The following is a 24,073-nucleotide window of genomic DNA, read 5'->3' on the forward strand; positions in this document are numbered from 1 at the left end:
ATAGCTGAGTCTTTTGACGTTATAAAAGACGTAGGGGCTAAGAAACGTCCATGCAAAAAGTTTTAGTCATTGCCCGGCCCAGTTCCGACCGCACCGATCTAGTCAGGCATCTGGAGTCTGAAGACTTTGCCGTATTAACTGCTGACGATGGTTCGGCGGGTATTTCCAGTAGCCGCGAGCATCGGCCAAGCCTGATTTTGTGTGACTGGGCACTCTCAGCTGCCAGCGGCGAACTCAACGGCTACCAGGTACTCGAAGCAATTCGTCAAGACAGTGACCTGATGCTCACGCCGTTTGTCTTGCTGACTGAGGTGACGGCGCGATCGCATCACCGGCAGGCCATGGCGATAGGTGCAGACGACTGCCTGGTACAGCCCTTCACCTATGCTGAAATTTCTAGCACGATTGCCGCCCGCCTCAACCGACAAACGGCGATTAACGAGCGTTATGCTACCGCTCTACGCAAGTCTGCTGAGCAGATTAACCGCCTGGGCCATTACGACAGCCTCACTGACCTGCCCAACCATCACTTGCTTCACCAGCGGCTGCAATCGGCCATCGCCGCCGCCTACAGCAATCAAACCAGCCTGGCTCTGATGACTATCAGCCTGGACCGACTGCGGTTGGTCAACACCGTGCTCAGCTACTCAAATGGAGACCAGCTGCTCAAAGCCACCGCTCATCGACTGAAAGCCTGTCTGCCCGCCAATGCTATATTAGCCAGGCTAACCGCCAATCAGTTTGCCGTCGTCTTACCCAATTTAGAGGAACCTCAGCAAGCTACAAAAACCGCCGAAAATTTTATCGATGCCCTCGGACGGCCTTTTTCACTGACCAACCAGGAGGTATTTGTCACCACTAGCATCGGCATTGCCTTGCTGCCGCGCCAGGGCCAGGGCCAGGATGTTTTCACCTTGTTACGGCAGGCCGATGCCGCTCTAGAAGCTGCCAAAAAGCAGAAGGGCAACTGCTGCCAGATTTACCGCGCCGATATGCCGGTCGCGCTCAGCAACCAGATCATGGTAGAAACCTGGCTGCGCCATGCCTTGGAGCGCAATGAATTTGAACTATACTATCAGCCGCAGCTCAACCTTAGTACTGGCCAGATTGAAGGCTGCGAGGCGCTGATTCGCTGGCGTCACCCGGAGCAGGGCTACATTTCACCGACCCAGTTTATTCCCCTGGCAGAGGCGACTGGGCTGATTGTCGATATTGGCCGCTGGGTGCTCCAGACGGCCTGCGCTCAGGCCAGGCGCTGGCAGATCCAAAATCTGGGGATGCGTTATGTTTCAGTTAACCTGTCTGGCGTTCAAGTAAATCAGCCTGACTTGATCGAGGCAATCCATAACATTCTGGAGACCAGCGGCCTCTCGCCTGATCAGCTAGAGCTAGAGGTGACCGAAACCGCGCTCATGCAAGATGCTGAGTCAGCGATCACCACGCTGCTAGCGCTCAAAGCCCTCGGCATTCGCATTGCCATTGACGATTTTGGCACCGGCTACTCTTCTTTAAGCTATTTAAAGCAGCTACCGGTCGATATCTTGAAGATTGATCGCTGCTTTGTGCGCGGGGCCCACTACGACCCTAAAAACCAGGCAATCTTAAAATCTACTATCGAAATGGCTCATCGCCTCGATCTCAAAGTGGTGGCCGAAGGGGTCGAAGAGCAGACAGAGCAGACGCTTCTGACTCAGTACCAGTGCGACTATCTGCAGGGCCATCGGATTGGTCGGCCCATGCCTGTTGCCGCCTTCGAAAGCTATCTGGAGACTACCCGGCAGCGATCGCTGCGCTCGAACCCACAGACGTTGGACGCGCGCATCTGATCGACACATCTGAATGGATTGGCACATTTGATCGAGATATTGGCTGCTTAGCCGTCGCCGCTAAATACATGCCATCATTACTACAATAATGCGGCCTTAAGTTCAGTATGCAGAGTGAGAAAAAGCACCGTAATTTCCTCAGGTGAGTGGGCATCTTAAGCACACAATCCTCTGACGGTTTCTGCGGAACCGATGTTTTTATGACAAGCCAGCTGATGATCGGCCAGCTTAATAACTGGTTTAGCAGTGTCAACACCTACGCTGACATGAGCCCTGACCTGAGCATTCGCCGCCAGGTAAACGAGCGGATGAAGGCGCGCACTCGTCGGGCACTCAGCCGGTCCGAATGGTGTCAGCTATTTTCGACCCCAGCGAGCACTCGCCCAGTGCTTTCGTTTATCTATCAGTACTTTGGTCAGTATTCGGGCATTGAGTTTGGTCGGGTGCGTCCGAGCGATCGCCTCAACTGCGATCTCCATTTTCCGCTGGTTTGCTGGTTTGACTGGTCGCTGACCTTTTGCGAAGACTTTTTTCAGCAATTTAATCTGGATTTGAGCGATCGCTTCGACGAGGCCGCCTTTGAAACCATTGGCGAACTGGTTAATTTTTTAGTAGAGCAAATGCCAGCAGAGCAAATGCCAGCAGAGCAAATGGCATCTCAGCGCTAGAGTGCCGCTAACCCTTCCTGCTTGCTGGGCGTCAGACTGCTTAAAGATCTTTTACGTTTAGGCGATCACCACCGCTAGATTTTGATAGTCTTGATAGGCATTGGGTCACTTAGCGCCGCCCCCAGGATATCTATGCCAAGAACGCAGAAGAATGACAACTTTATCGATAAGTCATTTACGGTCATGGCCGACATGATTTTAAAAATGCTGCCAGCCAAGCAGCAGGCGAAGGAAGCCTTTGCCTACTATCGAGACGGCATGTCAGCCCAGGCAGACGGCGAATACGCTGAAGCGCTGGAAAATTACGAAGAAGCCCTGACGCTAGAAGAAGACCCCTACGATAAGGGCTACATCCTCTACAACATGGGGCTGATCCACGCCAGTAACGGTGAGCATGACAGAGCGATCGCCCTCTACGAAGAAGCCTTGGAACTAAACCCTAGAATGATCCAGGCGCTGAACAATACAGCTGTGATCTATCACTACCGGGGCGAGCAGGCCGAGGCAGCGGGCGATAAAAGCGAGGCTGACAAATTCTACGATGAAGCGGCTCGCTACTGGTCAGAAGCCGTACGCATGGCTCCCAACAACTATTTAGAAGCTCAAAACTGGCTGAAGGTGACCGGCCGCATGAATATTGACATGATTTAGATGGCCTGCTCTTAGCCAGTCAAATCGCACTTCTTAAGTCATCGTTTTTTCCAGCCACTACTATATCGTCAACGGCCTCACAATGATTGACCTCGAACAGGTTCGTAAAGTTGCTAAGCTCGCTCGACTGGAGCTTAGCGATGTTGAAGAGCAGCAGTTTACCAGCCAGCTCAGCAGCATTTTAGAATACGTACAGCAGCTTGACGAGCTAGATACTGAATCCGTGCCGCCCACAACTCGGGCAATCGAAGTGAGCAATATTACCCGGCCCGACCAGCTAGAGACCTTTACAGAGCGCGAAGCTATTCTCGATAGTGCCCCCGATCGCGAGGGCGACTTTTTTAAGGTCCCGAAAATATTAGGCGGTGAATAGGTCTAGCGGTCGGTCGGGTCAGGTTGAGGCACTATCGACTAACGACGCAGCTCCCAGATGAGCGCGATCGCCCCACTCAGCAAAATCACCACAGCCATAGCAGGCAACAGCAACCTGGTTACATGGCTCGTTGCCGTGAGCAGCCCTGACGACCCCCCGTAAGGCGTGATTGCCACGGCGATCAAAAGCACCAATACAATACCGACTACCACCAGCAGCAGAAAAATCGGAATCCCACCGAGCGGCTTACTGACCCACTGAGAGTCCGGGCGGCTAGGCACCTGGTAGGTAGTTGAGTACGCTGAATTGGGCACTGCCGTCTGAGCAGCCGGGTCTGCAAGGGATGGGCCTTGAGCACTAGCCGGTTGAGCGTCCAGATAAGCGCTCAGTTTTAGCTCGATCCGCTGCAGCTCAGTGCTATATCGCTGATCTAAGGAGTCAAGCTTGGCCTGGTACGACTGCGCCTGCCGTACCATCTCTTGCTTTACACTCGCCAGATGTTCTGTCTGTTGCTGTAGCCGCTGCCTAAGCCCCGCCAGCGTCGCTTCTATCCGCACACTGTCTTGTAAGGTTGCGCTATTCAAGGCAGCGGACTCAGTTTCAGCTTTACTAATACGAGGTGCCTCGTCGTCACCCGTATCATTCACCGACACCTTGCCGGCATTAGCGGCAGTATCTGGAGCAACGTTAGCCGGCAACGAATCGAGATCCCGGTTGGCGGTATCTAAGTCGGAGTGACGATTAGCGCGATCGCCTTTAAACAGATAACTGGTCGGATCAGATAAATTAGTCATAGCGAATGATGGCTCCTGGCCGACTGAGTCGGACCGGTCGTTAAGCAGATTAATTTGGCTCTGGTACACCTCACTAACATTCTCACCATTGATCAGGCTGGCAATCTGATCAGAAAGCTGCCTCACAACAGAGTCATTCCACAGCGAAAGCAGGAGACCGCTCAAAGGCACAGGGCCGAGCAGCAAATGATTTTTTTCACGTTTAGACAGCTCCTCAAATAGCTCACCGGATGAATTGTCAGATGGGAACTTATCCATATCTTCACCTACGGATTTAAGAGAAACGAGCGTTACTCAAGTGTTACTGGCTCGTCACAAAGGATGATTAACACCTCCCACCTCACTCAGCTCACTTACAAAAATATCTAAACTCACTTATTCTGTCAAGCTCACATAAAGTATGTGTTCTAAACATGAAGAAAAAATGAAGACGAAAGCATGATGTCGGTATTCTCCAATACATTCATGTAATACCAAGCAATACTGAGGGACTCTCACGTTTACATTGAGTTTTTTTGCTGTAGGATACCAAATATTCTCACATGATCAGTCGTGAGATAGACTAGCCGGACGGCGTGCGTCAGACCCCAGATTAAACTTTGTTCGTACCTGCGGCTATCTCACATAGGAGCTACGGTATGTGGGCTTCGTTTTGCTTTTGCGCCCACTTTACGTACCGATCTCTCCCTTTAATCGGCTCATATCTATAGGTGATATTTAGGGGAGAGCGCCGACGCCTCACAATACAGCTTAGTCACGTCATGTGGATGGTAGGAGTCTTATGTCACAGCCCGCAATTCCAGAGGAGCTTTTGATCCCGATCGCTAAGGCTAAGCAGGTCTCCGATAAAGAGTTAGAGGCGCTCAAGCTAGCGCTTAAGAAAAATGGCGGTGATAGCATTGCTCGTCAGCTAGGCATTAGCAAAGCAGCGGCGCGCAAACGGCTGGGCGAGGTGTACAAAAAATTCGACATTAAAGGCAGTGGCCCTGGCAAATTAGCCTCCCTTGAGCACAAGCTGATGGAGCAAATTTCAGCGCAACTTCCACAAACCGCCGCTACTTGGCCTAACGCTGGTCGGAGTACGGGTGAAAGCTCACTTCAGTCTGCCATCGCTGGCAGCCCATCCCCCCCTTACAGTGGCTGGCTAGCCGAGCTGCCCCTGACATCACCGCAGCTCAATACCCGATACCACTGGGACGGTGCGCCCGCGGTTCATGCTTTTTGGGGTCGCACTCAAGAATTAAAGGATCTGAGGCGTTGGATACTGCGTCCTGCTAAGTCTCAGAAGCTAGTCGCGATTTGTGGGCTTGGCGGCGTTGGCAAAACTTATCTGGCCGTTCAGCTAGCTATAGACCTGAACAATAATTTTGAGCAAATAGTCTGGCTGAGCGTGAAGCGATCTAAGACGCCTGAAGACCTGCTGCTGCAGTTGCTGGGTATCTTGCAGGCAAACCGCCAGCCGCTGTCTGATGTGCCAGCCGATAGGTCAGTCATGGCTTCGCAGGCAGAGCCTTCGGTGCGATCGCTTCAGTCAGAGGGTTCTCCTAGTCAGGCGACTCAGCCGCTCAACGTGCTCATTCAATCGTTCATTGATTTTATTTCTCAGCAGCGCTGTCTGATCTTTTTGGACGGCTTTGAGACTGTGTTTAAAGACTACGAAAAGAGCCGTGACTCTTCAGCAGAAGGTTCGCTGAGAACGCCTACTTTTACAGCTAGCCGACAGCAGCAGGCCAGCCTGTACGAGGATAACTGTGAAGGCTATGGACGATTACTGAAGGCGATCAGGCAGCCATCTGATCAAAAACGGCCTACTGCCGGGGCAAGCTGCGTTATCTTAACGAGCCGAGAAAAGCCCAGAGAGCTGTCTTTGCTAGAGGACGACCCGCTCGCCCGGCTCTACACGCTAGACGGACTGGGCACTGTAGAAGCAAAAGAGATGATGAGCAGCTTTCGGCTGAGAGGAACGCCTACCGACTACGAGCGGCTGATTGCCCGCTACGACGGCCATCCGATGGCGCTACGGCTGGCTGCTGACACGATTAAAGATGTCTTTTTTGGGGGCATTAGAGACTTTCTAGAGCAGGAGATCTCTGTCTTTGACAATCTCAGAAGCGTTCTTAAAACGCAGTTTAAGCGCCTGCCGCCCATAGAAAAAGAGGTGATGTATTGGCTGGCCGTTAATCACCGGCCCTGCTCTCTCGAAGACTTAAAAGCAGATCTTGTTGCCTGTGACCACAAGCAGAATTTGGTGTATACCCTACAGTCCTTAGAGCGGCGTTCTCTGGTAGAAATCAAGCAGGCGGACAACGTTCTTTTTTATCTTCATCCGATGGTGGCGCAGTATGTGCTCGATAGATTTATTCGAGATGTTTTTCAAGATCTGATTCGGGGTAATTTAGATACCTTCAATCACCATGCGCTGATGAAGGCAGATGCAGAAGACTACCTGCGCGAATTTCAGGTTAGCCATATTGTTCAACCTATTTTAGAACGGCTAAAAAATTATCTTAAGAGTCTCTATGGCGTTGACGAACATCTGGAGACTCGGCTAGAGCAGTTTCGGCAGCAACATCCTCAGCGATTGGGCTACGCCGGGGGAAACTTTATCAACCTGATGGTGCAGCGCTCTCCAGAAGGGCTCTCGGATAAGAACTTTTCGCAGCTGACTATTTGGCAGGCTTACTTACAGGGCGTCAGGCTGCGAAAAGTCCAGTTCAATCGCTGTCTGGTAGATCGGTCGGTCTTCACAGAAACGCTCAGTGACGTGATGGCGATCGCCCTCAACCCATCGCCCGAATCTTCTCAAAGCCCCTCACTTCAGCTACCGCCACTCTTGGCCGCAGGCGATACCAACGGCACTTTGCATCTGTGGCAAACCTCAGAGACTAAACGAGAACACCAACGAGAGAACAGGCGGCACCGGGGACAAAAATGCGCAGAATGGCTCGCTCACAATAGCTGGGTTAGAGCGATCGCCTTTATTCCCAACCAGCCGCTTCTGGTCACTGCTGGCGATGACAGCCGACTTAAACTATGGCAGCTACCGGTTGTTGATCCGCTCTCAGCTCAGCCTCAGTCGTTTTTCGCGCAGCCAGAACAGATCTGGCAGCAGTCGGCAAAAGACTGGATTCATACCGTCGCTGCTAGCCCTAATGGCAAAGTTATCGCTAGCGGCGGCGACAATAAAATTACGCTGTACCGCACTCAAGACGGTCGTCAGGTTGGCCAATTTCCGCGTCAGTCCTCTGTTCAGCCCGAGCGAGGTGATGCCCATTCACTGGCGGCTACTCAATCGGGGCACAGCCGCATCCGGGCGCTGACATTTAGCCCAGATGGTCAGCAGTTGGCGAGCTGCGGCGATGACTATATCATTCGCCTGTGGTCAGTTGCAGCGCTGTTGAACCCTGCACTTGATCCCCAACCGATTGAGCTGGCGGGCCATACCGACTGGGTGCGAACGGTATGTTTTAGCCCCGATGGTAAACAGCTAGTCAGCGGCAGTGAAGATAAAACTATCGTGGTTTGGGATGCTGACAGCGGCTGCCAGATCAAACGGCTGAACCGCTCGGGCGATCGCGTGCGATCAGTGGCGATCAGTGCCGATGGTCAGTTTCTCGCTAGCGGTGGCGATGACGCTCAAGTAATGCTGTGGGACTTGCACACGTTCAAGCATTTGGAGAATATCTCCACGCAGCAGAGCCGGATTTGGTCGGTGTCCTTTCAGCAGCAGGGAGATAAACTGCTGCTCGCGGCTGGTGGCGATAAGCAAACGCTGCTGCTTTGGCAAGTGGGATCAGCGCTGTCCTCGGCAGCTTTGGCGGACGATCCGCTGCCTACCAACGTCGCTCAGCCGTCAGCTTTGCCTAGCGTTATACCCTTGAGAACTTACCGGGGCTATACCAACGGTATTCGCGCGGTTGCCTTTATTGGGGCTGATCGCGTGGTCGGCGGCGGCGATCGCGGTGAGCTGTCTATCTGGGATATTGCGGGCGATCGCAAAGCCACCCTTCCCCTCCATCAGGGCCGCATCTGGTCACTGGCGACCGACCTGCAAAACGCTCTCATTGCCAGCGCTGGAGACGATCACACCATTCGCCTGTGGGATGCTGAAACAGGACAGTGCCTCACCGCGCTGACCGGGCATACGAGCTGGGTCAAGGCGATCGCCTTTAGCAGTGATGGGCGCTTTTTAGTCAGCAGCGGCGACGATTGTACGATTAGAGTTTGGAATACCGCTTCTGGCTTTTGCCTAAAAACGATGCAGCAGCAGAACCACTGGATTCGGGCGGTAGGCTTTAAACCGGATAGCGATCGCTACTTGATTAGCGGCGGCGACGATCAGCGCGTTCACCTTTGGGATAGAAGAAAAGGCACCTGGGAAGCCCTTACTCAGCATGAACATCGCGTCTGCTCGGTTGCCTACAGCCCCGATGGTAAAACCATCGCCAGCGGCAGTGATGACACCAACGTACTGTTGTGGGATACCGATAAAGGAGAAGTCAGCCACTGCTTTACCCAGTCAGAGCTGGGTATCAAGGCCGTTGCTTTTAGCCCCAATGGAAGCTATTTAGCCGCAGGCGGCGAAGATCAGCTGGTGTACGTTTGGGATTTAACAGCGCCCAATCCTAAAAACTGTTGTATCTTATCGCCCAAAGACGCTACTGGGCTAACGGGGGGCATTCGCTCTATTGCTTTTAGCCCCGACAGTCGGTTTATTATCAGTGGCGGGCTAGACGAGATGATCCGCATCGGCGACTTGAGCCAAATAGAAGATCCTAAAAAGCGCATTCTCAAGCCGCTTAATCGGCGCGATCGCCCCTACGAAAATACAGAAATTAAGGATATCGAAGGGCTCAGCGGCCTGCAAGTAGCTGAGCTTCTAGCTCTAGGAGCGCTCAGCAGAAAAGAGTCTCTGCTATGAACGGCAGTTTGCTATGCCACGGGCCTGTGTCAGGTAATTGCTGAATGAGTTGAGCGGCTGAGCGAAGTTTGTTTTTATCAATCAGCCGATCTATCTCTTGGGCAAGCTCTTGGGCAAGCTGGTTAAAACTTATTGAAAGAGATCATGCATGAGGGCAGATCTTAATCGAGACTGCTATTTAGACCGCGATCTCCATAGCAGTCCCATAGCAGTCCCATAGCAGTCTATGAGTTGCTTGCGTGCAGGCAACGTTTGATTTCTACTGTATAAACCTGTCCATCATACAAATCTGTGCGCTAACCCATCTGGAGCGATCGCTCAATTCTCCATAATCTATAGCTTTCAACTCTAGACTTTTACGGATTTACCCGATGTAATATACGGAGTGTATCAATATTCCTAAATAGGGACTATGAGTTTCACAGCTACGACGATTCAGGCAACTTCAGCTTCACCAGCGGCGGTCAAACAGCGTGCCAGTAGCGTTGTCAAAGAAAAGTACCCCGATTATAAAATCATCGTGCTCAATGACGACTTCAACACCTTTGAGCATGTGGTGAAGACCCTGACGACTTATATTCCGGGTGTTAATAGCGATCAGGCGTGGGACCTGGCCGATAAAATTCATAATGACGGTCAGGCGATTGTATGGGTGGGGCCGCTGGAGCAAGCTGAGCTGTATCACTCTCAGCTCATTCGTGCGGGGCTGACGATGGCTCCGCTAGAAAAAGCTTAGACTGGCAGGGATGACCGTAGGCGTGAACTGAGCTGGTGGGTAAAAAGGGCAAAGGCAAAAAGCGTACAGGAAAGTCAAAGGTTAGCTCTGACAAGCGTGCTAGCCAGCAGAAGCAGAAATCGACCAAAGGTAGAGTGGTAATCACGCACTCTACCTATATCCCAGGGTTGATTGACCTGCTAGAAAAGCTTGCTGCCTGGCCTGAAATTCAGACGATTACCCCGGCTGTCATTTCGCGGGCCAGATCAAACTCACCTCAGCTACGGCTGAAGGTGTCTGTGCCGATCATTGGTGGACACAAGCTGATTGCGCGTAAAAGCAAATCGGCCCAAGAAGTATTTGTCATTACTCAGTGGAGCAAAGCCGAGCTAGAGCAGGCGATCGCCCAAACCCTTACTTAGCGGATCGCGCCCACAATCCTGACATGCCTTCCCCCTCTCTCCCTTCGCCTCCTCAAGAGCAGTGGCAGCAAGAAGGCGCAGCCCATTTCTGCGTAGGTGACGCCTTTTTTCGCAGCAGTAGCCAAACCGGGCGTGACCTGGCAGTTCTGGCGGCGATCGCTTACAAAACCCATCACGGCCAACTGCGCGTACTCGATGCCATGACTGGCTGCGGCGTGCGATCTTTGCGCTACGTACTCGAAGCCGGGGCCGATTATGTCTGGGCAAATGAGGGCAATTGGGAACTGCGATCGCGCCTGCAAGCCAACCTCAGCCACAGCCTGCCGCCTGATTGCTACCGGATTACCCATCAGGATGCTAACGTCGCCTTTTTTGACTGTCACCAGCGCCAGGATTTTTACGACCTGATCGATATTGACAGCTTTGGTAGCCCTGCGCCTTACCTCAGCACCAGCTTATGGGCAGTAAAGCTAGGCGGACTGATTTACCTCACCAGCACAGATGGCCGCGCGACTAGCGGTCATGCCCCAGACAAAAGCCTGCAAACCTACGGTGCCTATGCTCGGGCGCATCCGGCTGCGCATGAGCAGGGGCTGAGGCTGCTAATCGGTGCAGTCGCCCAGCAGGCAGCGACGAGAGGGCTCACGGCGAGTCCTGTATTTTCGTATTACCAGGGTGAAGTCAGTCGGGTTATGGTGCGCATTACCCGGCAATCGGCATGGCAGTCGGCGCACTACGGTTTTTTGGCCTACTGTCATGCTTGTGGCCAGTTTCAAACTTTGCTGTGGAAGAAGCTAGGGCGCGTGAGCTGTCCGTGTCGCGCTGCTGGTCTGCCCGTTGTGAGTGGGCCGATGTGGTTGGGGCCGCTGCACAGTGAGCCCGATTTGGCTGCAATGCATGGGGCTGCGCTCAAGTCGGATCGGTGGACTGACTGCCGGGTGTTAATCGACATGATGCGCGCAGAATCTGCGATGCCGCCCTACTACTATCCGCTGGCAGAAATTGGCAGGCGCGGTAAAACAGACATTCCGCCGCGTCAGGTGCTGATTGAGCAGCTATGTCGGGAGGGCTTTACCGCAACCCGCACCCATCTCAGTGCTGAGGCGATTAAGACGACTGCCCCGGTTGGCATTTGTCTGCAACTGGCTCGGCAAGTGTCACAGCGATCGCCCCTGCCGGAATGAGTCCTTTATAGCGTGAAGGTATCTATACTAACTAAAACGTCAAGAGCCAAAATCATCATGAGAGTGTTTTTAGCAGCTTTAGCGGTTGTCGCCGCCGCTGTCGGGGCCGGGATTGGCTACGCGGGCATGAAAACGACGGCCCTGCCCGACTGGTACAGCAAGGGTGAGGAGCCGCTTGTCGTCTCTAGTACTGAGTCCGCAGCTTTTGCTGATCCGAACGATGTGGTGATTTCAGCGGGCGAACTCAATCGGATGGTGACAGATGCGATCGCCAGTCAACCCGCCGCTGCCCCTATTCTCAACGCTGCTAGAGGCGTTAACACCTCGATTGAAGATGGTCGGATTGAGAGCGGCATGGTGATGAATCTGTCGGAGATTCCGCTAGAAGCGCTGCCGACAGAAGGCAGACAGGCCGTAGAGCAGCTTACCCACACCTTCCCATTCTTAGCGAATCGGGAGGTGTATTTGGGCGTAGAAGGCAGTCCGGCAGTGGTTGATGGGGCGCTCAGCCTGAATGACACCCATATAAAAGTAGGGCAGCTGAGTTTGCCTATTGCCAGCGTTGCCAAGCAGTTGGGGCTTTCACAAGCAGAAATTGAGCAGCAGCTCGACGCGGTGCTAGCGCAGCAGGGGCTTACCCCCGACGATGTCAAAATCGTAGACGGACAGCTCGTCATCAGGGGCGTTGCTCAGTAAACTGTTCCGTAGATTGGCGGGCGCTTACTGTTCTTGAAGCTTATTGTTCTTGAATAAGGCGCATGTAGTTTTGCTTGAGCTGGATGTTGCTCTGGGCCATTTTCTCAGATAGGCCGGCTTCGGCATCGCTCAGGCTTTCATAAAACATAGCTGAGCGCTGGACGGAGATGTATTCTTTCCAGAGCTGATTGAGGAGAGTTGCTGACTCTGGACTTTCTTTCTTTAATTGAGCCAGTAGCGCCTCGAACTGCTCAGTGGCCTGGTCGTAATTTTTGCCGTTTTTTGCCAGGGAAATGGCTCCAGATAGCGTTACTTCTAGCAGGCTTTTTTCTCTAGGCTCAGCAGCTGAGTTACCTGGCGTATCGGTAGATTGGTCGGTTGGAGATTGGTCAGACATAAAATTGGTTTAGATATCCTTCGAAAGCGTCCTGCCGCTGCTCTGAATATCTCCCAGCAAGCTAACTAGACAGTTCGAGAGCTAGCCAGTTCGAGAGGTAAACGCAACGATCAAATACATACTGAACGATTAGCAAGGCGATCTCCTCTACAAAAATGCAGAAAATCCACTGCCAGCAGACAGAAGTTCGCCCAAGCAGTTTGCTATCGGCAGTAGGTTGTACAGCCCCAGTGACGGCTGTGCGGCGACCGAGGACCGCGCCAGCCACGACGACGCAGCTCTCTAGCGATCAGACGATTGATCCCACCGTGGGCCACCAGCACAACCGAGCCCGCCGTTTGCGATCGCCCCTCCAACACATCTGCCGCTGCCTGTGCCCGCTGTACCGCTCGCTTGAATGACTCACACTTTGAACCGTAGCCCAGCCGCCACAGCGTGAGTGCGATCGCCGTCCAGGTCAGCGCCGAAAAGCGAAAGTGCTGGGAAAAATCAACCGGAAACTCAATCTCGCGAAACTGCGGATCGACAATCGGCGGCATCGGTACCGCCAGCAGCTCAGCGGTATGCATCGCTCGGGGGCGGTGGCTGGCAAATACCAACCCGGCTTGAGCCACCGCCTGCATCACCGCCTGAGGCGGATAGGACTGCCGGGCAATTTTGGCTGCATCGTAGCGCTCTACAAACTGCCGGAACTGATGCCCCGGCACCCGTTGCCGCAAGGACACCGCCGGCGGGCCATGACGAATCAGCGTAATTGACTGAGCTAACACAATCATTTCAGCCGCGCCTAAAGAAGCGCCGGGTAATAGCGTAAAATTTGCATCAGTGACAGATGAGAGATTCTATGGTGGATGCGGCTTTTTCCCAACGGTCTAGCTCAGAGCCCTCAAATATAGGGCATTCGGAGATAGCGCCAGCGGACATAGACTGTTCAGAGTTTAGACAGTCATTGTATCCAAATCAGCGCCCGCTTTGCGCCGCCAAACCCGCTCCCAATTGGCAGCAGTTGGCTGAGCGATCGCTAGCAGGTGCTACTCTTACCCGCGAAGATTCTCTAGCTGTTCTCAGTGCCCCTAATGAAGTCATTCTCGATCAGCTAGCAGCGGCTTATCGGGTGCGCCGTCACTACTGGGGCAACCGCGTTCGCCTACATTTTTTGCTGAATGCGCAAAGCGGCCTCTGTCCGGAAGACTGCCACTATTGTTCCCAATCTAAGATTTCAGGTGCGGAAATTGAAAAGTATCCGCTGATGGCAACTGAAAAAATTGTTGCGGCGGCTAGTCGCGCTCATCAGCTTAAGGCCGGCACATTTTGCATGGCGATTTCAGGCCGCAGCCCATCGCCGAGGGCATTTGCGGGCGTTTTAGAAGCGGTGCGCACCGTCAAAGCCCAGTATCCGATGCGGGTATGCACTACGTTAGGACTGCTGGATGAGGATCAGGCCCGTCAGCTAGCTGAGGCTGGCGTTGATCGGATCAACCACAACCTCAATACTGCCGAAGCTCACCATGCCGATATCTGCACCACCCACACTTTTCAAGATCGGCTGAATACGGTTCAGGCCGTTCAAGCGGCTGGGCTGACGACTTGTTCGGGCGGGATTTTTGGCATGGGCGAATCGGACAACGATATTGTTGATCTGGCTTTATCCTTACGCCAGCTGAATGTCACTAGCGTGCCGCTGAACTTTTTGATTCCCATCCCGGGGACGCCTTTTGCCGAGCGCGATGAACTAACGCCGCAGCGTTGCTTGAGAATTTTGTGCTTATTTCGGCTGCTGCTACCTGCTCAAGAAATTCGCATTGCCGGAGGCAGAGAAGTGCATTTGAAGTCGCTTCAGCCGCTTGGCCTCTATGCTGCCAATTCTATTTTCGTCGGTGACTATCTCACGACGCCGGGCCAAGCGGCTCAGCAAGACTTTGATATGATTCGCGATGCCGGATTTGTAATTGAGGGTTAGGTAGACAGAGAAAAAATGCTCGTCGAAACAATAAGTCCTTTCCTCAAGCCAATTTCTTTCCTAGAATGCGAAATTTAACCGCTGAAGATTTGAGGGCGATCGCGGGCTATATTTTGACTCAGCTAGCGATCGCTGGTGAACAGTAGGGCGGCGCTATGGTGGGACGGGTAGATAATTAGGCATAATAGACTACATTACCCGCCCCCCGTAGCTGCATGAGTCGCCGCATATTTATAGGAGATGTCCACGGCCACTATGACGGGCTAATGCAGCTACTGGCCATGATTGCGCTTACTGCAGAAGATACCTTGCACTTCGTCGGTGACCTGATTGATCGCGGACCTAAAAGCGCCCAAGTCGTAGAATTCGTCCGGCAAAACAACTATCCCTGCGTCTTAGGTAACCACGAGCATCTGCTGCTCAATGCCTTTCCCGATGGACGCTCCGACATGGCCGCATTTCAGGGTTGGCTGCACAGCGGCGGTCAAACTACGCTCACAAGCTATCCCGATACTGAAGCCTTGCTAGAGCATGTTGAATGGCTCAAGACCCTACCCCTTTACCTGGATCTGGGAGATGTTTTGTTGGTTCACGCTGGCCTAAACCCGCAAAAGACTCTAGACCAGCAAACCCCAATGGATCTCTGCTGGATTCGAGAAGTCTTTCACAGCCACCCTCAGCCCATCTTTGCAAGCAAGCGGATTATCACGGGGCATACCATTACTTTTACGCTACCAGGCGTCCTGCCGGGCCAAATCGCTCAGGGGCCTGGCTGGCTAGACATTGATACCGGAGCCTATCATCCCAAAAGCGGTTGGCTCACTGCCCTCGATATCGATCACGACCTGGTTTTCCAGATCAATACCCTTACCCGGGCCAAGCGCCTGACCACCTTAGAAAAAGCCGCCGCCCAGGTAAACCCTGCCGATATAAAGGCTAAGCATCAGTTTTCTGCGCGCTAGCTGCTGTGGGATGGGGGAGGAGACAGGAGAGCGATTTCTGGATACTGTTTACTGAATACTGTCTCCCAAAGCCTGTCTCCTCCCCCACAAAATCTGCTTTGAACTGTCATCAGTTCGCTCAAGCCAAGACAGTCTTCCCCGCAAAGTAATCTTCTAGCTGCTGGGCGTGGTCGTGAGCTAACCCGGCGGTAGGTAGCTCGTAAATATGAAAAGCCTTCACTTCTAAGACCTCGGCCTGATCGAATATTTGAAAGCTCCCTTCTACTCGCGCTTCTAGCGCTATGCAAACGGAGTGAAAGCGCGGGTCTCGGCTAGCGCCAGAGTAAACCCCAACTAACCTGCCAACAGCTGTGAGCTGTAGTCCGGTCTCTTCTGCTAGCTCTCTTTTGGCAGCGGTAGCAATGTCTTCATCCCAATCGACAATGCCGCCGGGCAATCCCCACAAACCGCTGTCGCGCCGACGAATCAGCACTATCCGACCGTCGGGCAATAGAGGAATGACGCTGGCACCAACAATTGGTCGGCGCAGCAGCAGCCCTAGCAGAGTACGCACCGGGCGCAGCCTGTGAAGAGGATGAAATTTCTTCAGCATAAATAAGGGCAGTTCGAGAGCAGCAGCGACCAAACGATTATGCTTTATTCGACTGCGATCGCCAACGATCTGGAGGATTTTATTAAGCCCGATTTTATTAAGCCTGAGTAGTTACCCTTCTTTTAAGGTTTACGCCTATGGGTCAAAGCTAATATTGACACAGATCACTTAGACTTTGATTGCCGCTACAAGGCGATGCGAGGCTGCGGCCAGCACAGCGCATACCTGCGGTTTAAGAGGCTACGTACTGACATGGGCATTCAACCCAAAATTTTCCTTTCAGGGCTTATTCAATGCCTCAGCACTGGGGTCATATTTTTTACTGCCGTCACGCTATCAGGCTGTCAATCAAGCCCCGACGCAGTCATAGAACAATCCGATCCCGCTTCTAGCAACAAAGCAACGGCTTCGGCAGAAGGTCGGGCCAATTTGCCCAGCATGAGCGGCTATATTTTAGAGCAAACCAAGGGCCAGTCAACTAATGAACCAGTCAGTGTGAGCAGCCCTACCGATGCGCAACTGGTTCCGGGTCAGTACTGCTTTCACGAAGAGGCGGATGGCAGCTGGCTGAGCATTCGTTTGAACCTGGGTGAAAATCAGCAGTTCAGTGGTGAAAGTGTGGGTACGCTGATTCATCCGTCTCAGGGAGAGACCACATACCAGCAGACTTTCACAGGTGAGCTTTTGAGCAAGCAGGCAGTTGTTCAAGTGACCACTCATATTGCAGATGTAACCCGCAGCCGTGAAGAAGCCTGGACGATTGAGACTGACCGCTTAGACATGGGCCGAATGGCTGTGAGTGAAGCGCCTTGCTCAGAGATCTCTACAGATTTTTAGTCGTTACAGCAGCAGTCAATTTTGAATATGATAATGATTATCATTCTATGCTATTTTGAGTGAGGTCATTGTTATAGGTTGCTCTGAGCGCCGCTTGAACATATGCGTTTTCCTTTGCCTAAAGGTACTCAATGGTTGGCCTGCTATCGGCCAGTGGGTCTGACGACGGGTTTTGCAGCGGCGATCGCTCTTGCACTCTCAAGCTGTGCGGCGACCTCTGAATCTAGTCGCTTAGAAACGGCCCAGTCAGACGAGCCACTGCAAATCGTGACGACTTTTCTCCCGATTACTGACTTTACTCAAGCGGTTGCTGGCGATCGCGCTCAGGTCACGCAGCTATTGCCTACCACCGTTGGTCCGCATGACTACCAGGCCAAACCTCAAGACGCCCAGCGCCTGGCCGCAGCCGATGTCTTAGTAGAAAACGGCCTGGAGTTAGAAGGCTTTTTAGAAGACCTGATCGCCAATGCCGCCAGCCCTGATTTGACCGTCATTGACTCTAGCGAAGGCATTCCAACGCTTGCTGCTGGCGAGGCGGAGCACGAAGATGGGCACGAAGATGGGCACGAAGGCGAAGACGAAGAGGGCCATGAGCACGGTGAATTTGATCCTCACATCTGGCTAGACCCTAAAAAAGCCATCCAGCAGGTAGAAAATATCCGAGACGGGCTCATTGCCGCCGACCCAGCAGGTAAAGACACCTACACCGCCAACGCCGCCGCCTACATTGCCCAACTGCAAGCGCTCGACCAATCATTCACGACCGCCCTCGCCCCCTACGCCGATCAAACCTTTGTCACCTACCACGACTTCGCTAATCACCTGGCCCAAAGCTACAACCTCAAAGTTGAGCATTTGGTCAGCGTGCCAGAAGATAACGCCGCCCCTGCCGATGTGCAGCGCGTCATCGAAGCAGTCCAGGCGTCAAACTTAAAGACGCTGCTTAGCGAACCTCAAGAGCAGGGTAGCCCTTTTGAGGCGCTCTCAGGAGATCTGGGCGTGCAGGTCAGCATCTTCGATCCGATGGAGACCAGCGGCCCCGAAGGTCTTACCGCTGGCTATTACCTGACAACGATGGGGAAAAATCTGGACAATTTGGAAGCCGCCTTTGGCAAAGCGGCCCCGTAAAACCGGGTAAATTCAGCGCGCATTGACGAGACTCACACAAGCAAAAGAAACGTTGATGAATGAAGTATTAGCCATTGATCAGCTGACAGTGCGCCGGGGACAGCAGGCCGCACTGCAAGATATCTCTTTTAACCTGGAAGCCGGTACTGACGTAGCGATTATCGGCCCCAATGGAGCCGGTAAAAGTACTTTGGTTCAAGCCATTTTAGGTATTTTGCCCCGAGAAACTGGCACGGTAAAGCTGCTGGGCTATGCGCTTGACGCTCGCCAGCAGATGCCGTCGGCGGTTCGCCACCAGGTTGCCTATCTACCGCAAAACTTTTTGATAGATCGGCGGATTCCGCTGACGGTGGGTGAACTGGTCGCCCTCGGCTGGGACAAGCTCGGGCTGCAACTGCCCTGGGCCAAAGCCAAATCGCGCCGGTTAGCCGTCAGTCAGTCTCTAGAACGGGTCAATGCTGGTCATCTCGCCCGTAAATTTATCAGCGATCTTTCAGGCGGCGAAACTAAGCGCGTGCTGCTGGCCTATTGCCTGGTGCGATCGCGCCAACTCCTCATCCTAGACGAAGCCCCCGCTGGCCTCGACGTACGCGGCGAAGCCGACTTCTACCGGCTACTCTACGAACTCAAAGCCGAGCAAGGCTGGACCATTCTCCAAATTTCTCATGACCTGGATATGGTGAGACGGCACTGCGATCGCGTCATCTGCCTTAACCGTCGCCTGCTTTGTCAGGGCGTTCCCGAAACCACCCTCGCCCCCGAAAATCTCTCCGCCACCTACGGCTCAGAATTCGTTCGCTACCGCCATGTTCATTAACGATGAAGTGTGAACGATGAACGATGAGTGAGGCACCCCTATTCATCGTTCATCGCTCATACTTCACACTTTCCTATGCTCTCCGACCTCACCCGCGCCTTTGAACTTTTTCAATTTCCCTTCATGCAGCGCGCGCTGATCGGTGGCCTCTTAACTGGGCTGACGGGCGGACTGCTCGGCAGCTTTACTGTCGTCCGTCAGCTTTCATTTTTTAGCGATGCGCTGGGCCACTCCACGATGCTCGGCATCAGTTTGGGTATTGCCGTTGGCATTAGTCCTTCTATTGTGGTGATTCCCTTCGCGCTGCTGTTTGCCGTCGGCGTTACTTACCTGCTCGAAAAAACCGACCTCTGGACAGATGCCCTGCTCAATTTGATCTATTCTTCCTCGCTGGCGATTTCTGTGATCGTGCTCAGCCTGGAAGGGGTTTACCAGGGCAATCTGAACAATCTGCTGTTTGGCGATATCTTGGCGCTGCAAACGAGCGATCTGGTCGTCAGCGGTTTGCTGCTAGTCGGGTGCGTTCTATTTATTGGCCTGACGTTGCGTACCCAGATGCTGCTGACTTTGCACGAACCGCTGGCGATCGCACGGGGCGTCAATGTCTCAGCTCATCGCACTGCCTTTATGATGCTGCTCTCGCTGGTGGTCGCCACTTCGATCAAAGCGATTGGCGTGCTGCTGGTCGGTGCGTTTGTAGTGATACCGGCCTGTACTGCCAGGTCACTCAGCCGAAATTTCACTGGCTATGTGCTGCTTTCTGCCGGGATTGGGGCCTTTAGCGCCGCTGTTGGCATGTTTCTATCGGCGCTATTTAATCTGCCTTCGGGGCCGAGCATTGTCGTTGCTCAGTTTGTCTTGTTTTTGGGGGCGATCGCCCTGCCTCAAATCAGACAGTTCACCCAGCGAGCCACCTGACTTTTAGGGCAGTATGACCCTCACTAGCGGCTCAAACTTCTCGATCAGATCCGGTCGGGTCACCAGCGTAGGAAACGGGTGACTGCTGTAATCTTTTTCTTTAATCAGCGGGAAGGAATGCTCGCCGTCTAGCGCGACCCACCCGGCCCCCGCTGCTTGCGCGATCGCCCACACCGCCGCAATATCCCAGATCTTTGGCGTTGCCTCTACCGCGCCCAGGCTCACCCCCGATGCGACTGTCAGCAAATTGTACGTCGCTATCCCCAACATGCGAATTTTGCAGGGAAAGGGGCGCTGCAATACCCTGGTGCTGCGAGCGCACAAGCTAAATAAATGCGATCCCGATGGGTCAGCGGTAGACGTATGAATGGCCTCGCCGTTGACAAACGCGCCCGTCGGCATGTCTAACCCCGACTCACCGGGCCAAAATCCATAGAAATGCTGATGAATGGGAGCCATATAGACATGGCCAAAGACGGGCGTGCCCCGATACAGCAGACCCAGCGAAATGCCCCACAGCGGCACGCCTCGCGTGAAGTTGGTCGTGCCATCGATGGGATCGATCACCCAGCACCAGTCGGTCGCCGGAAAGATATGGGCAGCTTCTTCACTCAAAACACCGTGGTTAGGAAAGGCTTTAGCAATGCGATCGCTCAGCTCAGCATCGGCCCACTTGTCGTATTGGGTGACCAGACTGCCATCGGCTTTTGCTTCAGCCGTCGCGCTGCCAAAGCCTTTCAGCAAGTGTGCCCCGACCTCATGAGTCGTGGTTTGGGTAAAGTCAGTGACCTTAGCCCAGAAATCGGTGGTTGTCATCAGTTTTTTACATCAAGGGGTGAGTCTAGGCTTAAACCGGAAGGACTCAATATAGATCAATTCAATACCGCGTGCGGCTAGCCGATAACCATTGAGCAGACCCGTTATCTGTCCGGGTATCTGTCCGGGCTAGTCTAAGTCATTGCCTAGAGCAGCCGTCATCGCCTGCTTAGCATCGAGCTGAAACTCATGAATATCCACCCGGCTGACTAGCGCGATCGCCACCAGCATCCCAACCGCCTGCATGATAAACACCAGCGCATAGGCCGGTAGCAGTTGATCTGCCGTGGGTTCCGCTACTGCCGCTGCCCCGGTCAGGCTTTTACCCACAGTCAGCAAACCGCCGCCCAAGACAGAAGCGGTGCCCCGAGCGATCGCCTGCGCCAGCCCCCAAGCGCCAATAAACGTGCCAGCCGTCTCCGCAATTGTCAAATCCAGCATGAGAATAATCGACCCGGTGGTCAGCACCCCGGCTGCCAACCCAAACAAAGCCACCGCCCCCTGCAGTACGACCGGGTTCGCCGTCGTCCCCGCCGCTGCCAGCAATACTAAACAGACCGCCGCCGCCAGACAGCCGAGCTTCACTGCGCGTTTCTTTCCTAGTAACGGCACCAGCACAAAGCTCGTACAGACAATGCCCGCTAGCGTGCCGATCCCGAAAAAGCCGTTAAGCGCCGTCGTGTCTTTGATCGCCATGCCAAAAATCTGGCTACCGTAGGGCTCTAGTACCGTGTCTTGAGCAAACAGGCTCAGGCTCAGCACCAGTAAAAAGCAGAAAAATAATCCCGTTTGGCGGCTAGCGGTGAGGACTTTGAGCGCCTGCTTCAGAGTGATACTGTCTTCTCTGCCGCTGGCGAGCGATCGCGCCTCTAACCGCGAATAGCGCTTCTCTATGCCTACTGTGCTTACCAGGGCGATCGCACAGACAATTGCCGGGGCAATAATAAACAGCCGGTTAATCGGGCCACGCAGCTCTGCGACCGAAGCGGCAGCTTCCACCGATCCTAGTACCACGCTGATGATGATCACCCCAGCCACGATGCCTACCATCAGCATCGACCAGCCAATGCCGACAATTTTCGACTGAGTCTTCTCATCTGAGACATCGACCAGCAGCGCCGTAAAAGGCGTAGACGTGGCCGACAGCGCCAACCCATACAGGGCAAACATAATCGCCAGCAGCGCCACCCACGGATAGGCACCCACGCCCCAACCCGCCCGATCAATCTGCTCGCCCAGCCGCCACATCACCTGCACTGCGCCAAAGGCCGTTGCCCACATACCGGCAATGCCCAGCCAGATATAGCCACTGCGATGGTGACCCAGCAGCGGTTTGGCGTCGGACATTTGGCCAAACCAGACGCGAGCCGGAGCCATAAACTGATGCACGGCGATCGTCCCAGCCGCTACCAGCGCCGGTACCCGCAGCTCGTCAATCATCAGTCGATTGAGCACGCCCAGCGTCAGCAGCGACATGATTCCCAGGCCCATGTTAAAAATCCCCAGCCGCAGCATCGTCAACAGCCCGATTTGGGGAATCTGCTGAGGTTTATCGGAGGCGCTGATTACCGGGAGATCGCTGCTCGCCATCGTTCTGTTCGCTTCTAGTAAAATCTGTCTCTATCAGCATAAGAGATCCTAGCCACTGCCACCCAGCACCGGTATCAACGCAAAAAAAAACGGGCGATCGCACTCGATCACCCGCCGGTCTGTACCTAGTTGTCTTTCAAGATCTCTGTCTAGAAGTCTTGATTTAGAATGCCCGTCTCCCAGCAGGCAATCTAGATTGATGTAATTCGTGAGAACTACTGAGCAGCAGTCTCTTCAGTAGCTTCCGAAATGGCTGGCTTAGCAGCGGCTACACTGACTTTCACCACTTTGTTGCGCTCATCTTCGGCCTTGGGCAGCGTGAGCACCAAGATGCCAGCTTCATAGTCGGCAGTGACCTGCTTAGGATCGATAGCTACGGGCAAGGAAACGACGCGGCGGAAAGCACCATAGCGGAACTCATTGCGGCGTAGGGTCTCACCTTCGGCTAATTGAGGGGCTGTGCGATCGCCTGAAATTGCAACGACTTCTCGGCTAGCTTGGATATCAATGTCATCGACCTTGACTCCCGGTAGCTGAACGTGCAAAGTCAGGGCATCTTCACTTTCAACTAAAGTGGCAGCAGGCGTCCAGGTCGCCTTGGCTGTCTCAACGCCAGCAAAGTCATCAAATAGCTGGTCGAGCTGTCGCTTTACAGTATTCATCTCTTGAAAAGGTTGCCAGTATCGAACAATCATATAAATGTCTCCGAAATCCTATGTATCTATAGTGCCAGGGGGGTAAGGCGATCGCTGAGTGCCGCAAACCCTACTTACCGGTAGAGGATGCCGATATTCGGTTCGCGTTCGGTCAGGTTCGGTCGGTAGGGCAATTAACCCTGCTCAAAAGGCAGTCAAAAGGTAGACAGGGCAGTGAGAGACCGGTGATTAGGCGAGTCAAAAGAGCGTCAAAAGAGAGAGTTCAGCAAAGCCGCAAGCAAAACATAATAGAGAGTCGATTCAACATAGCCACCATGAGCAAAACAGCATTAATCACAGGCGCATCCAGCGGTATCGGCTTAGAGCTGGCCAAAGTGTTTGCCCGCGAGCAGCACGATCTAATTTTGGTAGCGCGCAGTGAAGATAAGCTGCTAACGCTACGAGATGAGCTGTCTCAAAAGTACGGCGTCAATGCGGTGGTTCTGAGCCATGACCTCACCGAAAAAGACGCTCCGCAGCAGCTCTTTGATCAGGTGCAGCAGCAAAACCTCAGCGTCGATGTACTGGTTAATAATGCAGGCTATGGCGACTATGGCGAATTTGCCAGCAGCGAATGGGACAAGATCCAGGGCATGATTTTGCTCAATATATTGGCGCTAACCCATCTCACCCGGTTATTTTTACCCGCGATGATCGCGCGAGGCAGCGGTCAATTGCTCTATACGTCTTCTACAGCGGCTTTTCAGCCGGGGCCGATGATGGCAGTCTATTTTGCGACTAAGGCGTATGTATTGTCTTTTGGGGAGGCGATCGCTGCCGAAACCGAAGAAGCCGGTATCGGCGTCAGCATCCTTTGCCCCGGCCCCACCCAGTCCGACTTTATTGGCACCGCCAACATGGACAAAATGGCCATGATTAGTAATGTCTCATCAGACAAGTTGCCCACCGCCGCCGAAGTTGCCGAGTTTGGCTATACCGCTCTGCAAAAGGGCCAAACCGTCGCCGTTTACGGCCTCTCCAATCAGCTGCTTACCTTCTCTACCCGGCTCGTCCCCCGAGGACTTTTGCGCAAAGGCGTCAAGCAGTTTATGTCATCCTAGTAGTCACTGGCTGTCTAATCACTGGCTGGCTAATTACTAGCTATCTAAAT

Annotated in this window: 23 protein-coding genes and 1 pseudogene; 17 read left to right on the forward strand and 7 right to left on the reverse strand. The window is 53.5% G+C overall.

Annotated elements, in window-relative coordinates; translation table 11 throughout:
- The first annotated feature begins 50 nt into the window (after positions 1 to 50).
- The 4 genes from CKL79_RS14785 to gatC all read left to right on the forward strand — a co-directional run bounded on the left by CKL79_RS14785 (position 51) and on the right by gatC (position 3,518).
- Positions 51 to 1,826: a GGDEF domain-containing response regulator gene (locus CKL79_RS14785; protein WP_121970351.1), complete on the forward strand. Its 1,776-nt coding sequence runs from the start codon at positions 51 to 53 to the stop codon at positions 1,824 to 1,826.
- 200 nt (positions 1,827 to 2,026) lie between these two features.
- Complete coding sequence (locus CKL79_RS14790) at positions 2,027 to 2,494, forward strand: hypothetical protein (protein ID WP_121970352.1); 468 nt, start codon at positions 2,027 to 2,029, stop codon at positions 2,492 to 2,494.
- Between the two features lie 132 nt (positions 2,495 to 2,626).
- Positions 2,627 to 3,145, forward strand: coding sequence for a photosystem I assembly protein Ycf3 (locus CKL79_RS14795; protein ID WP_121970353.1), 519 nt, complete (start codon positions 2,627 to 2,629; stop codon positions 3,143 to 3,145).
- Positions 3,146 to 3,227: 82 nt separating this feature from the next.
- On the forward strand, positions 3,228 to 3,518 hold the full coding sequence (gatC, locus tag CKL79_RS14800) for an Asp-tRNA(Asn)/Glu-tRNA(Gln) amidotransferase subunit GatC (RefSeq protein ID WP_121970354.1): 291 nt from the start codon (positions 3,228 to 3,230) through the stop codon (positions 3,516 to 3,518).
- A gap of 38 nt (positions 3,519 to 3,556) precedes the next feature.
- Here gatC and CKL79_RS14805 read toward each other — a convergent pair whose 3' ends face one another.
- Entirely contained in the window at positions 3,557 to 4,570 is a 1,014-nt protein-coding gene (locus tag CKL79_RS14805) for a hypothetical protein (RefSeq protein WP_121970355.1), read from the reverse strand.
- 523 nt (positions 4,571 to 5,093) lie between these two features.
- Between CKL79_RS14805 and CKL79_RS14810 the strand changes: the two genes are divergently transcribed.
- The 5 genes from CKL79_RS14810 (at position 5,094) to CKL79_RS14830 (ending at position 12,250) form a co-directional block, all read left to right on the forward strand.
- On the forward strand, positions 5,094 to 9,233 hold the full coding sequence (locus CKL79_RS14810) for a WD40 repeat domain-containing protein (protein WP_121970356.1): 4,140 nt from the start codon (positions 5,094 to 5,096) through the stop codon (positions 9,231 to 9,233).
- A gap of 412 nt (positions 9,234 to 9,645) precedes the next feature.
- Positions 9,646 to 9,969 (forward strand): ATP-dependent Clp protease adapter ClpS, encoded by a 324-nt coding sequence (gene clpS, locus CKL79_RS14815; RefSeq protein ID WP_121970357.1) that lies wholly within the window; start codon positions 9,646 to 9,648, stop codon positions 9,967 to 9,969.
- A gap of 134 nt (positions 9,970 to 10,103) precedes the next feature.
- The gene (locus tag CKL79_RS14820; RefSeq protein WP_240518875.1) at positions 10,104 to 10,370 is read left to right on the forward strand and encodes a DUF2103 domain-containing protein; all 267 of its coding nucleotides are present in this window, start codon (positions 10,104 to 10,106) and stop codon (positions 10,368 to 10,370) included.
- A 23-nt stretch (positions 10,371 to 10,393) separates the two neighbouring features.
- On the forward strand, positions 10,394 to 11,554 hold the full coding sequence (locus CKL79_RS14825; RefSeq protein ID WP_121970359.1) for a tRNA (guanine-N1)-methyltransferase: 1,161 nt from the start codon (positions 10,394 to 10,396) through the stop codon (positions 11,552 to 11,554).
- 57 nt (positions 11,555 to 11,611) lie between these two features.
- Positions 11,612 to 12,250, forward strand: a complete 639-nt coding sequence (locus CKL79_RS14830; RefSeq protein ID WP_121970360.1) for a hypothetical protein — start codon at positions 11,612 to 11,614, stop codon at positions 12,248 to 12,250.
- Between the two features lie 40 nt (positions 12,251 to 12,290).
- On the opposite strand, the gene CKL79_RS14835 is transcribed toward CKL79_RS14830, so the two are convergent.
- Positions 12,291 to 12,647 (reverse strand): hypothetical protein, encoded by a 357-nt coding sequence (locus CKL79_RS14835; protein ID WP_121970361.1) that lies wholly within the window; start codon positions 12,645 to 12,647, stop codon positions 12,291 to 12,293.
- A 203-nt stretch (positions 12,648 to 12,850) separates the two neighbouring features.
- Positions 12,851 to 13,423 (reverse strand): histidine phosphatase family protein, encoded by a 573-nt coding sequence (locus tag CKL79_RS14840; protein ID WP_121970362.1) that lies wholly within the window; start codon positions 13,421 to 13,423, stop codon positions 12,851 to 12,853.
- 173 nt (positions 13,424 to 13,596) lie between these two features.
- On the opposite strand from CKL79_RS14840, the gene bioB reads away from it, so the two are divergent.
- The 3 genes and pseudogenes from bioB to CKL79_RS14855 all read left to right on the forward strand — a co-directional run bounded on the left by bioB (position 13,597) and on the right by CKL79_RS14855 (position 15,569).
- Positions 13,597 to 14,607: a biotin synthase BioB gene (bioB, locus tag CKL79_RS14845; protein WP_240518876.1), complete on the forward strand. Its 1,011-nt coding sequence runs from the start codon at positions 13,597 to 13,599 to the stop codon at positions 14,605 to 14,607.
- 44 nt (positions 14,608 to 14,651) lie between these two features.
- A pseudogene (psbV, locus tag CKL79_RS14850) lies at positions 14,652 to 14,753 on the forward strand (cytochrome c-550); the annotation flags it as partial.
- A gap of 69 nt (positions 14,754 to 14,822) precedes the next feature.
- Positions 14,823 to 15,569 (forward strand): metallophosphoesterase, encoded by a 747-nt coding sequence (locus tag CKL79_RS14855; protein ID WP_121970365.1) that lies wholly within the window; start codon positions 14,823 to 14,825, stop codon positions 15,567 to 15,569.
- A gap of 118 nt (positions 15,570 to 15,687) precedes the next feature.
- Here the strand turns inward: CKL79_RS14855 and CKL79_RS14860 are convergent, their stop codons facing one another.
- Positions 15,688 to 16,161 (reverse strand): NUDIX hydrolase, encoded by a 474-nt coding sequence (locus tag CKL79_RS14860; protein ID WP_121970366.1) that lies wholly within the window; start codon positions 16,159 to 16,161, stop codon positions 15,688 to 15,690.
- Positions 16,162 to 16,413: 252 nt separating this feature from the next.
- On the opposite strand from CKL79_RS14860, the gene CKL79_RS14865 reads away from it, so the two are divergent.
- From CKL79_RS14865 to CKL79_RS14880, 4 genes are all read left to right on the forward strand, one after another.
- On the forward strand, positions 16,414 to 16,998 hold the full coding sequence (locus CKL79_RS14865) for a hypothetical protein (protein WP_121970367.1): 585 nt from the start codon (positions 16,414 to 16,416) through the stop codon (positions 16,996 to 16,998).
- Between the two features lie 102 nt (positions 16,999 to 17,100).
- Positions 17,101 to 18,126 (forward strand): zinc ABC transporter substrate-binding protein, encoded by a 1,026-nt coding sequence (locus CKL79_RS14870; protein ID WP_121970368.1) that lies wholly within the window; start codon positions 17,101 to 17,103, stop codon positions 18,124 to 18,126.
- A 52-nt stretch (positions 18,127 to 18,178) separates the two neighbouring features.
- Positions 18,179 to 18,943: a metal ABC transporter ATP-binding protein gene (locus tag CKL79_RS14875; protein ID WP_121970369.1), complete on the forward strand. Its 765-nt coding sequence runs from the start codon at positions 18,179 to 18,181 to the stop codon at positions 18,941 to 18,943.
- A 75-nt stretch (positions 18,944 to 19,018) separates the two neighbouring features.
- Positions 19,019 to 19,861, forward strand: coding sequence for a metal ABC transporter permease (locus CKL79_RS14880; RefSeq protein ID WP_121970370.1), 843 nt, complete (start codon positions 19,019 to 19,021; stop codon positions 19,859 to 19,861).
- A gap of 3 nt (positions 19,862 to 19,864) precedes the next feature.
- Here CKL79_RS14880 and CKL79_RS14885 read toward each other — a convergent pair whose 3' ends face one another.
- The 3 genes from CKL79_RS14885 to CKL79_RS14895 form a co-directional block, all read right to left on the reverse strand.
- Positions 19,865 to 20,677, reverse strand: coding sequence for an inositol monophosphatase family protein (locus CKL79_RS14885; protein WP_121970371.1), 813 nt, complete (start codon positions 20,675 to 20,677; stop codon positions 19,865 to 19,867).
- A gap of 129 nt (positions 20,678 to 20,806) precedes the next feature.
- Positions 20,807 to 22,267, reverse strand: a complete 1,461-nt coding sequence (locus tag CKL79_RS14890; protein WP_121970372.1) for a BCD family MFS transporter — start codon at positions 22,265 to 22,267, stop codon at positions 20,807 to 20,809.
- Positions 22,268 to 22,482: 215 nt separating this feature from the next.
- Positions 22,483 to 22,962 (reverse strand): Hsp20/alpha crystallin family protein, encoded by a 480-nt coding sequence (locus tag CKL79_RS14895; RefSeq protein ID WP_121970373.1) that lies wholly within the window; start codon positions 22,960 to 22,962, stop codon positions 22,483 to 22,485.
- Between the two features lie 275 nt (positions 22,963 to 23,237).
- Here CKL79_RS14895 and CKL79_RS14900 point away from each other — a divergent pair, with 275 nt between their 5' ends.
- Positions 23,238 to 24,023, forward strand: coding sequence for an SDR family oxidoreductase (locus tag CKL79_RS14900; RefSeq protein ID WP_121970374.1), 786 nt, complete (start codon positions 23,238 to 23,240; stop codon positions 24,021 to 24,023).
- The last annotated feature ends 50 nt before the right edge of the window (positions 24,024 to 24,073 follow it).

The organism is Leptolyngbya sp. BC1307 (assembly GCF_002286735.1).
Classification (GTDB): domain Bacteria; phylum Cyanobacteriota; class Cyanobacteriia; order Phormidesmidales; family Phormidesmidaceae; genus Phormidesmis.

What these genes read in the sequence shown, in the direction of transcription:
- CKL79_RS14810 (WP_121970356.1), top strand. Translation starts at nt 5,094, where the DNA reads ATGTCACAGCCCGCAATTCCAGAGGAGCTTTTGATCCCGATCGCTAAG.
- CKL79_RS14795 (WP_121970353.1), top strand. Translation starts at nt 2,627, where the DNA reads ATGCCAAGAACGCAGAAGAATGACAACTTTATCGATAAGTCATTTACG.
- CKL79_RS14825 (WP_121970359.1), top strand. Translation starts at nt 10,394, where the DNA reads ATGCCTTCCCCCTCTCTCCCTTCGCCTCCTCAAGAGCAGTGGCAGCAA.
- CKL79_RS14890 (WP_121970372.1), bottom strand. Translation starts at nt 22,267, where the DNA reads ATGGCGAGCAGCGATCTCCCGGTAATCAGCGCCTCCGATAAACCTCAG.
- CKL79_RS14790 (WP_121970352.1), top strand. Translation starts at nt 2,027, where the DNA reads ATGACAAGCCAGCTGATGATCGGCCAGCTTAATAACTGGTTTAGCAGT.
- CKL79_RS14880 (WP_121970370.1), top strand. Translation starts at nt 19,019, where the DNA reads ATGCTCTCCGACCTCACCCGCGCCTTTGAACTTTTTCAATTTCCCTTC.
- CKL79_RS14840 (WP_121970362.1), bottom strand. Translation starts at nt 13,423, where the DNA reads ATGATTGTGTTAGCTCAGTCAATTACGCTGATTCGTCATGGCCCGCCG.
- gatC (WP_121970354.1), top strand. Translation starts at nt 3,228, where the DNA reads ATGATTGACCTCGAACAGGTTCGTAAAGTTGCTAAGCTCGCTCGACTG.
- CKL79_RS14805 (WP_121970355.1), bottom strand. Translation starts at nt 4,570, where the DNA reads ATGGATAAGTTCCCATCTGACAATTCATCCGGTGAGCTATTTGAGGAG.
- CKL79_RS14830 (WP_121970360.1), top strand. Translation starts at nt 11,612, where the DNA reads ATGAGAGTGTTTTTAGCAGCTTTAGCGGTTGTCGCCGCCGCTGTCGGG.
- CKL79_RS14885 (WP_121970371.1), bottom strand. Translation starts at nt 20,677, where the DNA reads ATGACAACCACCGATTTCTGGGCTAAGGTCACTGACTTTACCCAAACC.
- CKL79_RS14900 (WP_121970374.1), top strand. Translation starts at nt 23,238, where the DNA reads ATGAGCAAAACAGCATTAATCACAGGCGCATCCAGCGGTATCGGCTTA.
- CKL79_RS14870 (WP_121970368.1), top strand. Translation starts at nt 17,101, where the DNA reads ATGCGTTTTCCTTTGCCTAAAGGTACTCAATGGTTGGCCTGCTATCGG.
- clpS (WP_121970357.1), top strand. Translation starts at nt 9,646, where the DNA reads ATGAGTTTCACAGCTACGACGATTCAGGCAACTTCAGCTTCACCAGCG.
- CKL79_RS14855 (WP_121970365.1), top strand. Translation starts at nt 14,823, where the DNA reads ATGAGTCGCCGCATATTTATAGGAGATGTCCACGGCCACTATGACGGG.
- CKL79_RS14860 (WP_121970366.1), bottom strand. Translation starts at nt 16,161, where the DNA reads ATGCTGAAGAAATTTCATCCTCTTCACAGGCTGCGCCCGGTGCGTACT.
- CKL79_RS14785 (WP_121970351.1), top strand. Translation starts at nt 51, where the DNA reads ATGCAAAAAGTTTTAGTCATTGCCCGGCCCAGTTCCGACCGCACCGAT.
- CKL79_RS14895 (WP_121970373.1), bottom strand. Translation starts at nt 22,962, where the DNA reads ATGATTGTTCGATACTGGCAACCTTTTCAAGAGATGAATACTGTAAAG.
- CKL79_RS14835 (WP_121970361.1), bottom strand. Translation starts at nt 12,647, where the DNA reads ATGTCTGACCAATCTCCAACCGACCAATCTACCGATACGCCAGGTAAC.
- CKL79_RS14865 (WP_121970367.1), top strand. Translation starts at nt 16,414, where the DNA reads ATGGGCATTCAACCCAAAATTTTCCTTTCAGGGCTTATTCAATGCCTC.